A 12,342-nucleotide genomic window follows, 5' to 3' on the forward strand; every position below is an offset into this window, starting at 1 on the left:
ACGGGCGGGAGCCGGCCGGGCTGGGTCACGATCGCTGACATGCGTTCACTTCGCCGCCATCCGCGGCTGTTTGCGGTACTGGTGTGTGCGGTGGCGGTGCTCGCGGCGCGGCCCACGACCTCCGACGACGACCTGGGGGACGGCCCCGACGCCGGTCTCAGCGTTCAGGTGGCGCGACTGTACGCGGACGCGGCCGCGGCGACACAGCGGTACGAGGAGGTGCGGCGCGCGGCGGACGTGCAGGCGGCGGAGGTCAGCCGGCTGGGGCAGCTCCTCGACCGTGAGCGGCAGGAGATCGCCGTGCACCACGAGGAACTGGGACGCATCGCACGCGCTCAGTACCGTGACAGCGGTGGACTCCCGCTCGCCGCGCAGATCGTCTTCGCGGGCAACCCGGAGGAGCTGATGCGCGGTCAGCAGGTGTTCTCCCGGAGGAACGTGGCCGTCGCCAACGCGATCGGCAAAGGCCGTCGCGCCGAGGCCCGGCTCACCGCCGACGAGGCGAGGGCCGCGACGGCCTGGCAGGCGTTGGAGCGGCGCAGGGCCGAACTCGACGGCATCAAGAAGAACATCGAGGAGAAGCTCGAAGAGGCGCGGTGGCAGTTGCAGGGGCAGGCGAACGCCTCGGTCGCCGCCGGATCGTGTCGCGGTGCCGTCCGCCTCGATCAGCCGCAGACGCGGTTCACGAGTGCGTGGGTGGCGCCGGTCGAGGGGTACCAACTCTCGGCCGGCTTCGGCAGCGGCGGTGCGCATTGGGCGCGTCGGCACACCGGGCAGGACTTCGCGGTCCCCATCGGGACTCCGGTGCGGGCGGTCGGGGAGGGTCGTGTGGTGAGCGTGTCGTGCGGGGGCGCGTTCGGCATCGAGGTCGTGCTCGAACACGACGGTGGCTACTACACGCAGTACGCGCATCTCGCCGCCGTCACCGTCGACCAGGGCGACCGCGTGGCCACCGGGCAGTGGATCGGGCAGTCGGGCACGACCGGCAACTCGACCGGCCCGCATCTGCACTTCGAGGTGCGGGTCACGCCGCAACTGGGGTCCTCGGTGGATCCGGTGCCGTGGCTGGCGGAACGCGGGGTGCACGTGGGCTAGAAGCCCGCGGTCACGCACCAGCACGGGGCTGTGCTACAGCCGTTCCGCCAGCATGCGCTCGATCACGACGGCCACGCCGTCCTCGTTGTTGGCGACCGTCTGCCCCGAGGCGGCGGCGATCACGTCGGGGTGGGCGTTGCCCATGGCGTACGACTGCCCTGCCCAGGTGAGCATCTCGACGTCGTTGGGCATGTCGCCGAAGGCGACGACCTCCTCGTGGGAGATGCCACGCTCGGCGCAGCACAGGGCCAGCGTGCTGGCCTTGGAGACGCCGGGCCCGCTGATCTCCAGCAGGGCGCTGGGGCTGGACCGGGTGACGTTGGCGCGCTCGCCGATGGCCAGGCGGGCCAGGGTGAGGAAGGCGTCGGGGTCGAGGGAGGGGTGGTAGGCGAGGATCTTGAGCACGGGCTCGGCCGAGCCGGGACCGTCAGGGGCCAGCAGATCCTCGGCGGGCGCCAGCTCGTCGGGTATCTCCATGTGCAGCTTGGGATAGTCCGGCTCCTGGTAGAAGCCGTACGTCTGCTCCACCGCGTACACCGTGCCGGGCGCGGCCTCCCGCAGCAGCCGTACGGCGTCCAGCGCGTTCTCCCTCGCGAGTTCGCGCACCTTCACGAACCGGTGGGTGCCGGGGCCGCCGTGCAGGTCGACCACGGCGGCGCCGTTGCCGCAGATCGCCAGGCCGTGGCCGTGGACGTGGTCGCTGACGACATCCATCCAGCGAGCCGGGCGGCCGGTGACGAAGAACACCTCGATGCCCGCCTCCTCGGCGGCGGCGAGCGCGGCGACCGTGCGGGGGGAGACCGACTTGTCGTCGCGCAGCAGGGTGCCGTCGAGATCGGTGGCGATCAGCCGCGGCGGAACGGGGGCGGCGGTCGGGGTCTCGGGCTGTCGAGTCGCTGAGGTCACCCGGCCATTCTCGCTCAGATCATCCGCACGGCCGTGCGAGAGCCCTCACGGACGAGGCCCGAAGACTGGTCGTCGAGGTCAGCGCAGCTGCGCCGGGGCCTCCATGGCGATCCGCTCGAAGACCTTCTGGTCCGCGGCGAAGTCCGAGTCGGGGATAGGCCAGTGGATCACGAGCTCGGTGAATCCCAGCTCCTGGTGGCGGCCGGCGAAGTCGACGAAGGCGTCCAGGGACTCCAGGGGGCGGGCGCGGTCCGGGGTGAAACCGGTGAGGAGGATCTTGTCGAGACCGTTCACGTCCCGTCCGATCGTGGCGCAGGCGTCGGCCAGCTTCTCCGCCTGCCCGCGAATGGCCTGAACCGACTGTTCCGGGGTGCCGCTCGCGTACAGCTTGGGGTCGCCCGTGGTCACCCACGCCTGCCCGTGCCGTGCGGCGAGCCGCAGCCCGCGCGGACCGGTCGCGGCGATCGCGAAGGGCAGCCGGGGTCGCTGGACGCAGCCGGGGATGTTGCGTGCCTCGTGTGCCGCGTAGTAGTCGCCTTTGTACGACACCGAGTCCTCGGTCAGGAGCCGGTCGAGCAGGGGGACGAATTCGCCGAACCGATCGGCGCGCTCGCGCGGGCTCCATGGCTCCTGGCCCAGCGCGGTGGCGTCGAAGCCGGTGCCGCCCGCGCCGATGCCCAGGGTGACCCGGCCGCCCGAGATGTCGTCCAGGGAGATCAGCTCCTTGGCGAGGGTCACCGGGTGCCGGAAGTTCGGCGAGGTCACCAGCGTGCCCAGACGCAACCGCTCGGTGATGGACGCGGCGGCGGTCAGCGTCGGGACAGCCCCGAACCAGGGGCCGTCACGGAAGGTGCGCCAGGACAGGTGGTCGTAGGTGTACGCGGTGTGGAAGCCGAGCTGCTCGGCACGCGACCACGTCGAACGGCCGCCCTCGTTCCAACGGCGGTACGGCAGGATCACGGTGCTCAGGCGCAGACTCATGCTCCGAGCGTATGCGGCCGATCGTGCTTCGCGTGAACCGGTGGCGCTTTCCGTGAAGCAGGTCATGTTTCACGTGAAACATGACCCGCTTCACGTGAAACCGGCAGCGAGCTGACCGGATGGACGGTGGCCGACGTCTGAGGCGCTGCGGCGTGAGGTCTCATCGCAGGTACTGCGGTGGCACGGCCTGGGTGAGCCACACCCCGTTCGCGCTGACGTGGAAGACATGGCCGTCGCGGTGCATGGCCGCCGCGTCCACGGAGAGGACGACGGGGCGCCCGCGGCGGGCGCCGACGCGGGTGGCGGTCTCGCGGTCGGCGGAGAGGTGGACGTCGTGCCGGTTCATGGGCCGCAGGCCCTCGGCGCGGATGCCGTCCAGGTTGCGGGCGACGGTGCCGTGATAGAGGTGCGGCGGTGGGGTCGCCGGGGGCAGTCCGAGGTCGATCTCGATGCTGTGGCCCTGGCTGGCGCGGATCCGTGTGCCCTCGACCGCGAAGCGCTTCTTGTCGTTGGCGGCGACCACATGATCCAGCTCGTCCCGGGTGAAGGGGAATCCGTGGGCCGCGGCCGCCGAGATGAGCGTGTCGATCTCGACCCACCCGGCGTCGTCGAGGGCCAGACCGATGCGCTCGGGTTGATGCCGCAGGTGTTTGGAGAGGTATTTCGACACCTTCACGGTGCGTCTTTCGTCCATCCCCTCAGCATGACGCGAGAGACGCGGATCACGCATTTTGTTTTGTCCCCGATGTTTGATCCACAACCAACTGCAGTTATCCACAGGCTGATTGGCCGTTCTGTGGACAACTTGCTTGCGCGCCAGGGGGTTTCGTCAATTTTGCTTGACTGTAGGTGAGTTGGCCGCGGAACGGCTCACCACGGCGGCTCCGCCCGCGCCAGCGCCCGCAGCACCCCCGGCGCCCACCGGGCCATGAACCGCGCTCCCCGCGCCTCCGGAGTCACCGGCACCACCGCCTCGTTGCGGACGACCGCGCGCAGGATCGCGTCGGCCACCTTCTCCGGTGGATAGTTGCGCAGACCGTAGAGACGGGCCGCGCGCTTTTGGCGGCGGCGCTCCTCCTCCGGGTCGACGCCGGTGAAACGCGCCGTCGAAGTGATGTTGGTGTTGATGATGCCGGGACAGATCGCCGTCACGCCGATGCCCTGCCCCGCCAGCTCCGCGCGGAGGCATTCGCTCAGCATCAGCACCGCCGCCTTGGAGGTGCTGTAGGCGGGCAGGGCCCGGGAAGGCTGGAAAGCTGCCGCCGACGCCGTGTTGACGATGTGGCCGCCCTGGCCGCGCTCGGCCATCTGCCGTCCGAAGAGACGACAGCCATGGATGACGCCCCACAGGTTGACATCCAGCACCGCGCGCCAGTCGTCGGACGTCGCGTCCAGGAAGGAGCCCGACAACCCGATACCGGCGTTGTTCACCAGCACGTCCAGCACGCCGTACTCGGCGGCGACCCGCGCGGCGAGCTTCTCCATGGCCTGCTCGTCGGAGACGTCCACCACCTCCGCCCATGCCTCCGGGGCGCCCCTCAGGCGGGACGTCTCGGCAGTTCGGGCGGCACCCTCCGCGTCCCGGTCTACCGCGATCACGCGCGCGCCCGCCTCCGCGAACGCCAGCGCCGTGGCCCGTCCGATACCGCTGGCCGCCCCGGTGACCAGCACGAGCTGTCCGCCGAAGCGCTCGGCGTACCGGCCGTCCGTGGCCACCCGCTCCGGTCTGCCGTCCTCGACCGACGTGACGAAGTCCGTGATCCAGGCGGCCAGCCGGTCCGGGCGCGTGCGCGGGATCCAGTGCCCAGCGGGGAGGGTGCGCCGGGTCAGCTGCGGAACCCATTGCTCCAGTTCGTCGTACAGCCGCTCGGACAAGAACGCGTCCCCGAGGGGCGTGACGAGCTGCACGGGCGCGTGCGCGTGGGCGTCCGTACGGGGCCTGCGCAGCCGGGACCGTACGTTGTCCCGGTACAGCCAGGCGCCGTGCGCCGCGTCCGAGGGCAGGGAGGATGTCGGGTAGGCGCCTGCGGGCACCTTCTCCAGGCGCTGGAGGATGTGCGGCCAACGCTTGCCGAGCGGGCCGCGCCAGGCGGCCTCGGGGAGCGCGGGCGTGTGCAGCAGGTACACGTACCAGGACTTCGCGCCCTGCCCGAGGAGCTGGCCGATCCGGCGCGGGGTGGGCCGCCTGACGCGCTGGGCGATCCAGTGGCCGAAGTGGTCGAGCGACGGGCCGGACATCGACGTGAAGGACGCGATCCGGCCCCTGGTGCGCTCGACGGTCACGAACTCCCAGGCCTGCACCGAGCCCCAGTCGTGGCCCACCAGGTGCACCGGCAGGTCCGGGCTGACCGCGTCCGCGACGGCCAGGAAGTCGTCCGTCAGCTTCTCCAGGGTGAACCCGCCGCGCAGCGGCCGCGGTGCCGTGGAGCGTCCATGGCCCCTGACGTCGTACAGGACGACGTGGAAACGGTCGGCCAGCCGTGCCGCGACCTCGGACCACACCTCCTTGCTGTCCGGATAGCCGTGCACCAGGACGACTGTCGGCCGTGCGGAGTCCCCCAGCTCCGCCACGCACAGCTCGACGCCACCGGTCCGCACCCAGCGCTCCCGCGCACCTTCCAGCACCGTCACTTCCCCTCCGCCCAGCGCCGTGGCGCTCCGACGAGCCGTCCCGTACGCTCCCGCCCCGAACGCGCTACGTGCCCGTACCGTGACTCCGCCGAATCTGGCAGTTGTTAGAGACAGCGTCAATAGCGCGGGCCCAGGTGGAGAAGGGTGGAGAGACCGCGTAGCTCTCAGGCAGGGGATCCCCTACGGGCCCGTACGACTCCAGGCTGACCTGAAGACGGCTCCAGGGTCTGACGACTTGAGTGGCCCGCGTCACTACCTTCTATGACGTGACTGTGATCGCGACCGAAAGCCTGAGCAAGCGGTTCCCCCGGGTGACCGCGCTTGACCGGCTCTCCGTCGACGTCGGGCCCGGGGTGACCGGACTCGTCGGAGCCAACGGAGCCGGCAAGTCCACACTGATCAAGATCCTGCTGGGTCTGTCCCCTGCCTCCGAGGGCCGCGCCGAAGTGCTCGGGCTCGACGTCGCGACGAAGGGCGCCGACATCCGCGAGCGGGTCGGCTACATGCCGGAACACGACTGTCTGCCGCCCGACGTCTCGGCCACCGAGTTCGTCGTGCACATGGCCCGCATGTCGGGCCTGCCGCCCACCGCCGCGCGCGAGCGCACCGCGGACACCCTGCGCCACGTCGGCCTGTACGAGGAGCGCTACCGCCCGATCGGCGGCTACTCGACCGGCATGAAGCAGCGCGTGAAACTCGCCCAGGCGCTGGTGCACGACCCGCAGCTGGTCTTCCTCGACGAGCCGACCAACGGTCTCGACCCGGTCGGCCGCGACGAGATGCTCGGCCTGATCCGCCGCATCCACACGGACTTCGGCATCTCCGTCCTGGTCACCTCGCACCTGCTGGGCGAACTCGAGCGCACCTGTGACCACGTCGTCGTCATCGACGGCGGCAAGCTTCTGCGCTCCAGCTCCACCACCGACTTCACCCAGACCACGACCACCCTCGCGATCGAGGTCACCGACACCGACGAACACCCCGACGGCACCCGCGCGGTGCGCGAAGCGCTCCACGCGCGCGGGGTGGACATCCACGACGGCGCAAGCGGCCTCCCGGGCGCCGGCCACATCCTGCTGCTCACCACGCAGGGCGAGGAGACGTACGACCTGGTGCGTGACATCGTCGCCGACCTCGGCCTCGGCCTGGTCCGCATGGAACAGCGCCGACACCACATCTCGGAAGTCTTCAAGGACGGCGACGCGCAGCGGAAGGAGGCCGTCGGCCATGGCAGTTGAGCACCCGGTCACCGCCCCCTCGGGCGACCAGACCCGCATCCACAACATCGGCTACCGCAGCTACGACGGCCCCCGCCTCGGCCGCGCCTACGCCCGCCGCTCCCTGTACTCGCAGTCCCTGCGCGGCTCCTACGGCCTCGGCCGCTCGGTCAAGTCCAAGGTGCTGCCGATGCTGCTGTTCGTGGTGATGTGCGTGCCGGCCGCCATCATGGTCGCCGTCGCCGTCGCCACGAAGGCCAAGGACCTCCCCCTCGACTACACGCGCTACGCCATCGTCATGCAGGCCGTCATCAGCCTGTACGTCGCCTCGCAGGCGCCCCAGTCCGTCTCGCGCGACCTGCGCTTCAAGACCGTGCCGCTGTACTTCTCCCGGCCGATCGAGACCGCCGACTACGTCCGGGCGAAGTTCGCGGCGCTCGCCTCGGCGCTGTTCGCCCTCACCGCAGCACCGCTGCTCGTGCTCTACGTGGGCGCGTTGCTGGCGAAGCTGGACTTCGCCGACCAGACCAAGGGATTCGCACAAGGGCTCGTCTCAGTGGCACTGCTCTCGCTGCTCTTCGCCGGCATCGGCCTGGTCATCGCCTCGGTGACCCCGCGCCGCGGCTTCGGCATCGCGGCCGTCATCGCCGTCCTGACCATCTCCTACGGCGCGGTCTCCACGCTCCAGGCCATCGCCGACGCGCAGAACAGCACGGACGCCGTCCCCTGGATCGGCCTCTTCTCGCCCATCACGCTCATCGACGGGGTGCAGTCCGCCTTCCTCGGCGCGAGCTCGGCGTTCCCCGGCGGGATCGGCCCGTCGAACGGTGAGGGCGTCGTCTACGTCCTCGTCGTCCTGGGCCTCATCGCCGCCAGCTACGGCCTCCTGATGCGCCGCTACCGGAAGGTGGGACTGTGACCACGCTCTCCATCGACCATGTCTCCCGCTGGTTCGGCAACGTGGTCGCCGTCAACGACATCACCATGACCATCGGCCCCGGCGTCACCGGCCTGCTCGGCCCCAACGGCGCCGGAAAGTCCACCCTCATCAACATGATGGGCGGCTTCCTGGCCCCCTCCACGGGCACCGTCACCCTCGACGGGCAGCCCGTGTGGCGCAACGAGGCGATCTACCAGCACATCGGCGTCGTCCCCGAGCGCGAGGCGATGTACGACTTCCTCACCGGCCGCGAGTTCGTCGTCGCCAACGCCGAGCTGCACGGCCTGGGCGCCAAGGCGGCCCAGAAGGCGCTCGCCACCGTCGAGATGGAGTATGCGCAGGACCGGAAGATCGCCACGTACTCCAAGGGCATGCGCCAGCGCGTGAAGATGGCGAGCGCCCTCGTCCACGACCCCTCACTGCTGCTGCTCGACGAGCCCTTCAACGGCATGGACCCGCGCCAGCGCATGCAGCTGATGGACCTGCTGCGGCGCATGGGCGACGAGGGCCGCACCGTGCTGTTCTCGTCCCACATCCTCGAAGAGGTCGAGCAACTCGCCTGGCACATCGAGGTCGTCGTCGCGGGCAGGCACGCGGCCAGCGGCGACTTCCGCAGGATCCGTCGCCTGATGACCGACCGCCCGCACCGCTATCTGGTGCGCTCCAGCGACGACCGCGCCCTCGCGGCCGCGCTGATCGCCGACCCGTCGACGTCCGGCATCGAGGTCGACCTGGCGGAGGGCGCGCTGCGCATCCAGGCCGTCGACTTCGGCCGCTTCACGACCCTGCTGCCACGCGTGGCCAGGGACAACGGCATCCGGCTGCTCACGGTCTCGCCGTCCGACGAGTCCCTCGAGTCCGTCTTCTCTTACCTGGTCGCGGCGTAGGAGGCCGAAGATGTACGACCCCACAGTCGCCCGGCTCACCTATCGAGCCCTGCTCGGCCGCCGCCGGGCCCTCATCCTGGGCGCCCTGCCGCTGCTGCTGATCACCATCTCCGTGGTGGTGCGCGCCCTCACCGGGGCCGATGACCAGACGGCGTCGGACCTGTTGGGCGGCTTCGCGCTCGCCACCATGGTGCCGATCATCGGCGTCATCGCGGGTACCGGCGCGATCGGACCGGAGATCGACGACGGCTCCGTGGTGTACCTGCTGTCCAAGCCGGTGAAGCGGCCGACGATCATCTTCACCAAGCTGATCGTGGCGATAGCGGTGACGATGGTCTTCTCGGCGCTGCCGACGCTGATCGCCGGGTTCATCCTCAACGGCAACGGCCAGCAGGTCGCCGTCGCCTACACGGTCGCGGCGCTGGTCTCCTCCATCGCCTACGCCGCGCTCTTCCTGCTGCTCGGCACGGTGTCCCGGCACGCGGTCGTCTTCGGCCTCGTCTACGCGCTGGTCTGGGAGGCCCTGTTCGGCTCCCTGGTGCCCGGGGCGCGCACGCTGAGCGTCCAGCAGTGGTCGCTGGCGGTCGCCCACAAGGTCGCCGGCGGGGACCTGGTCACCTCGGACGTCGGTCTGACGACAGCGACGGTGCTGCTGGTCGCGGTGACCGTGCTGGCGACCTGGTACGCCGGGCTGAAGCTGCGGTCGCTGACGCTGGCGGGCGAGGAGTGACAGCCCGGGGAGAGTAACGGCCCCTTTACTCACGGGGACTTCACGACGGCTCGGGAACACTGGGCAAAGGCATGCGGGACGGGAGGAACGGGATGGCCGAGGAGACGCCTCAGTACGACGGTCGTGGACAGGTCGGGGACACATGGGACGACCTCGTCCTGGACGAGGACTTCATACGGTCCGCCGAGACGTCCGAGCCGTCCGCCCGGGCCCGCATGCTCGCCGCGCGCTGGCGGGCCGAGGAGCCCGAGCCGCAGCCCTGGCGCTCGGACGAGCCGCCCGCCGGATGGTTCTTCAGCAAGGCACGCCGACGCAGGTGGCGCCGCCGGTAGAGCCGCAGTCCGCCCTGAGTCGCACACCCGTTCGTTAATCGGTGGCGGTCGGCCCCGGGGCGGAGGCAGAGTGGTGGCAGGCAGTTCGCAGCGGACTCCGGAGGGTCACCCTCCGACCGCCCGGGGGAGCTGCCCGGGGCGGCCGCTTCGAGCACGCGAGGGTGACTTCGTGTGAGGCCGCCCCTCCGGAGGATTGGCCGAGTGGTAAGGCACCGGCTTGCTAAGCCGCGGTCGGGGGCGACCCCGCGCACGTTCGATCCGTGCATCCTCCGCCGACAGTCCCGCCGAAGACTGGGCCCCGCCGCCGCCAAGGCGAGGCTGACCACGCAGGGCCCCCGAAGACAAGGCCCCTTCAGGGACTCGGCCCCGCCAAAGGTGCGCGCTTACCGGAGACGGGCCCCGAAGGCTGGCCCCCGCTGAAGGAGGGGCCGGGCCCCAGCCAAAGGAGCGCGCCCACCGCCAAGGTGCGCGCCCCCGCCCAGCAGTTCAGCCCAGCAAGCGTTCCAGTACCACAGCGATGCCGTCCGCCTCGTTCGACAGGGTTTCCTCGTCGGCTACGGCCTTCAGTTCGCCGTGGGCGTTGGCCATGGCCACGCCCCGGGCGGCCCAGGCGAACATCGGGATGTCGTTGGGCATGTCGCCGAAGGCGATCGTGTCGGCTGCCTTCAGGCCCAGGCGGCGGGCCGCCAGGGACAGGCCCGTGGCCTTGGACAGGCCGAGCGGGAGGAGCTCGACGATGCCTTCGCCGGCCATGGCGACACCGACGAAGCCGCCCGCGGCCCGGCGGGCCGCCTCGGCGAGCTCGTCGTCGGACAGCTTCGGGTGCTGTATGTAGATCTTGTTCAGTGGAGCGGTCCACAGGTCGGACGCGTGCGTGAACGGGGTCGCCGGGAGCCTGCCCGTGACCGCGTAACCGGGGCCGACCAGCACCTCGCCGTCGAGGCCGTCGCGGCTCGCCGCGAGGTACAGCGGGCCGACCTCCGCCTCGATCTTGGCCAGGGCGACCCCCGCCAGCTGGCGGTCGAGGGTCACCGAGGTGAGCAGCCGGTGCTCGCCGGCGTGGTAGACCTGCCCGCCCTGCGCGCAGACCGCGAGGCCGTCGTAGCCGAGGTCGTCGAGGATGGGCCGGGTCCACGGGGCGGCGCGGCCGGTGACGACGATGTGGGCCGCGCCCGCCGCGGTGGCCGCGGCGAGCGCGTCACGGGTGCGCTGCGAGACCGACTCGTCGGAGCGCAGGAGCGTTCCGTCGAGGTCGGTCGCGATGAGCTGGTACGGGAAACCGGTGGCGGCCTTGCTCACTTGGCCACCGGCTCCAGGACCTCCCGGCCGCCGAGGTACGGACGCAGCACCTCGGGCACGTACACGGAGCCGTCGGCCTGCTGGTGGTTCTCCAGGATCGCCACGATCGTGCGCGGGACGGCGCACAGCGTGCCGTTGAGCGTCGCCAGCGGCTTGACCTGCTTGCCGTCACGGACGCGGATCGACAGCCGGCGGGACTGGAACTCGGTGCAGTCCGAGGTCGACGTCAGCTCGCGGTACTTGCCCTGGGTCGGGATCCACGCCTCGCAGTCGAACTTGCGGGAGGCCGAGGCGCCGAGGTCGCCGGTGGCCACGTCGATGACGCGGTACGGCAGCTCCAGCGAGTTCAGCCACTCCTTCTCCCAGGCCAGCAGGCGCTGGTGCTCGGCCTGCGAGTCCTCGGGAGCGACGTAGGAGAACATCTCGACCTTGTCGAACTGGTGTACGCGGAAGATGCCTCGCGTGTCCTTGCCGTGCGAGCCGGCCTCGCGGCGGAAGCAGGGCGAGAAGCCCGCGTACCGCAGCGGGAGGCGGTCGCCGTCGATGATCTCGTCCATGTGGTAGGCCGCCAGCGGGACCTCGGAGGTGCCGACCAGGTAGAGGTCGTCCTTGTCGAGGTGGTAGACGTCCTGGGCCGCCTGGCCGAGGAAGCCGGTACCGGCCATTGACTGCGGGCGCACCAGCGCCGGGGTGAGCATCGGCGTGAAGCCGGCCGCCGTGGCCTGCGCGATCGCCGCGTTCACCAGCGCGAGCTCCAGCAGGGCGCCCACTCCGGTGAGGAAGTAGAAGCGCGAGCCGGAGACCTTGGCGCCGCGCTCGACGTCGATGGCGCCGAGGATCTGGCCGAGCTCCAGATGGTCCTTGGGCTCGAAGCCCTCGGCACCGAAGTCGCGGATCGTGCCGTGCGTCTCCAGCGTGACGAAGTCCTCCTCGCCGCCGACGGGCACGTCGGGGTGGACGAGATTGCCGAGCTGGAGGAGGAGCTGCTGGGTCTCGGTGTCGGCCGCGTCGCGCTCGGCGTCGGCGGCCTTGACGTCGGCCTTGAGCTGCTCGGCCCGCTTCAGCAGCTCGGCCTTCTCGTCGGGGGAGGCCTTGGGGATGAGCTTGCCGAGCGACTTCTGCTCGGCACGCAGCTCGTCGAAGCGGACGCCGGACGACCTGCGCCGCTCGTCGGCAGACAGGAGGGAGTCGACGAGCGCGACGTCCTCTCCACGGGCGCGCTGGGACGCGCGCACACGGTCGGGGTCCTCACGGAGCAGGCGAAGGTCAATCACGCGGTCAAGGCTACCGGTGCGGGCTGACGCCTCACGACTCACTATTGCGG

Annotated in this window: 12 protein-coding genes and 1 tRNA gene; 7 read left to right on the top strand and 6 right to left on the bottom strand. The window is 70.7% G+C overall.

Annotated elements, in window-relative coordinates; genetic code table 11:
* The first annotated feature begins 39 nt into the window (after positions 1-39).
* The gene (locus tag ACGFNV_RS33195; protein WP_393627592.1) at positions 40-1,095 is read left to right on the top strand and encodes a peptidoglycan DD-metalloendopeptidase family protein; all 1,056 of its coding nucleotides are present in this window, start codon (positions 40-42) and stop codon (positions 1,093-1,095) included.
* A 33-nt stretch (positions 1,096-1,128) separates the two neighbouring features.
* Here the strand turns inward: ACGFNV_RS33195 and ACGFNV_RS33200 are convergent, their stop codons facing one another.
* The 4 genes from ACGFNV_RS33200 to ACGFNV_RS33215 form a co-directional block, all read right to left on the bottom strand.
* Complete coding sequence (locus ACGFNV_RS33200; RefSeq protein ID WP_393627594.1) at positions 1,129-2,001, bottom strand: Cof-type HAD-IIB family hydrolase; 873 nt, start codon at positions 1,999-2,001, stop codon at positions 1,129-1,131.
* Positions 2,002-2,079: 78 nt separating this feature from the next.
* Positions 2,080-2,982: an LLM class flavin-dependent oxidoreductase gene (locus ACGFNV_RS33205; RefSeq protein WP_393627595.1), complete on the bottom strand. Its 903-nt coding sequence runs from the start codon at positions 2,980-2,982 to the stop codon at positions 2,080-2,082.
* 160 nt (positions 2,983-3,142) lie between these two features.
* Positions 3,143-3,676, bottom strand: a complete 534-nt coding sequence (locus tag ACGFNV_RS33210; RefSeq protein WP_393627597.1) for an RNA 2'-phosphotransferase — start codon at positions 3,674-3,676, stop codon at positions 3,143-3,145.
* 176 nt (positions 3,677-3,852) lie between these two features.
* A complete protein-coding gene (locus ACGFNV_RS33215; RefSeq protein WP_393627599.1) occupies positions 3,853-5,613 on the bottom strand; it encodes an SDR family oxidoreductase in 1,761 nt (586 codons plus the stop codon).
* A gap of 272 nt (positions 5,614-5,885) precedes the next feature.
* Here ACGFNV_RS33215 and ACGFNV_RS33220 point away from each other — a divergent pair, with 272 nt between their 5' ends.
* The 6 genes from ACGFNV_RS33220 to ACGFNV_RS33245 all read left to right on the top strand — a co-directional run bounded on the left by ACGFNV_RS33220 (position 5,886) and on the right by ACGFNV_RS33245 (position 9,991).
* Positions 5,886-6,851 carry an ABC transporter ATP-binding protein gene (locus ACGFNV_RS33220; protein WP_393627779.1) on the top strand — a complete coding sequence of 322 codons (966 nt, stop codon included), beginning with the start codon at positions 5,886-5,888 and terminating at the stop codon, positions 6,849-6,851.
* The gene (locus ACGFNV_RS33225; protein ID WP_393627601.1) at positions 6,841-7,749 is read left to right on the top strand and encodes an ABC transporter permease; all 909 of its coding nucleotides are present in this window, start codon (positions 6,841-6,843) and stop codon (positions 7,747-7,749) included. Before ACGFNV_RS33220 ends, ACGFNV_RS33225 begins: the two co-directional genes overlap by 11 nt.
* Positions 7,746-8,657, top strand: coding sequence for an ABC transporter ATP-binding protein (locus ACGFNV_RS33230; protein ID WP_393627602.1), 912 nt, complete (start codon positions 7,746-7,748; stop codon positions 8,655-8,657). The genes ACGFNV_RS33225 and ACGFNV_RS33230 overlap by 4 nt, the downstream gene beginning before the upstream one ends.
* A gap of 10 nt (positions 8,658-8,667) precedes the next feature.
* Positions 8,668-9,387, top strand: coding sequence for an ABC transporter permease subunit (locus tag ACGFNV_RS33235; protein WP_393627604.1), 720 nt, complete (start codon positions 8,668-8,670; stop codon positions 9,385-9,387).
* Positions 9,388-9,479: 92 nt separating this feature from the next.
* On the top strand, positions 9,480-9,719 hold the full coding sequence (locus tag ACGFNV_RS33240; RefSeq protein WP_133927974.1) for a hypothetical protein: 240 nt from the start codon (positions 9,480-9,482) through the stop codon (positions 9,717-9,719).
* Positions 9,720-9,906: 187 nt separating this feature from the next.
* A tRNA-Ser gene (locus ACGFNV_RS33245) sits at positions 9,907-9,991 on the top strand.
* 214 nt (positions 9,992-10,205) lie between these two features.
* Here ACGFNV_RS33245 and ACGFNV_RS33250 read toward each other — a convergent pair.
* Complete coding sequence (locus tag ACGFNV_RS33250) at positions 10,206-11,018, bottom strand: HAD family hydrolase (RefSeq protein ID WP_393627605.1); 813 nt, start codon at positions 11,016-11,018, stop codon at positions 10,206-10,208.
* A complete protein-coding gene (gene serS, locus ACGFNV_RS33255; RefSeq protein WP_393627607.1) occupies positions 11,015-12,292 on the bottom strand; it encodes a serine--tRNA ligase in 1,278 nt (425 codons plus the stop codon). Before serS ends, ACGFNV_RS33250 begins: the two co-directional genes overlap by 4 nt.
* Between the last annotated feature and the right edge of the window lie 50 nt (positions 12,293-12,342).

This window comes from Streptomyces sp. NPDC048751 (genome assembly GCF_043198595.1).
Classification (GTDB): domain Bacteria; phylum Actinomycetota; class Actinomycetes; order Streptomycetales; family Streptomycetaceae; genus Streptomyces.

Excerpts from the sequence above, each read along its gene's own strand:
- ACGFNV_RS33195 (WP_393627592.1), top strand. The coding sequence starts at position 40 with ATGCGTTCACTTCGCCGCCATCCGCGGCTGTTTGCGGTACTGGTGTGT.
- ACGFNV_RS33205 (WP_393627595.1), bottom strand. The coding sequence starts at position 2,982 with ATGAGTCTGCGCCTGAGCACCGTGATCCTGCCGTACCGCCGTTGGAAC.
- ACGFNV_RS33210 (WP_393627597.1), bottom strand. The coding sequence starts at position 3,676 with ATGGACGAAAGACGCACCGTGAAGGTGTCGAAATACCTCTCCAAACAC.
- ACGFNV_RS33225 (WP_393627601.1), top strand. The coding sequence starts at position 6,841 with ATGGCAGTTGAGCACCCGGTCACCGCCCCCTCGGGCGACCAGACCCGC.
- ACGFNV_RS33235 (WP_393627604.1), top strand. The coding sequence starts at position 8,668 with ATGTACGACCCCACAGTCGCCCGGCTCACCTATCGAGCCCTGCTCGGC.
- ACGFNV_RS33240 (WP_133927974.1), top strand. The coding sequence starts at position 9,480 with ATGGCCGAGGAGACGCCTCAGTACGACGGTCGTGGACAGGTCGGGGAC.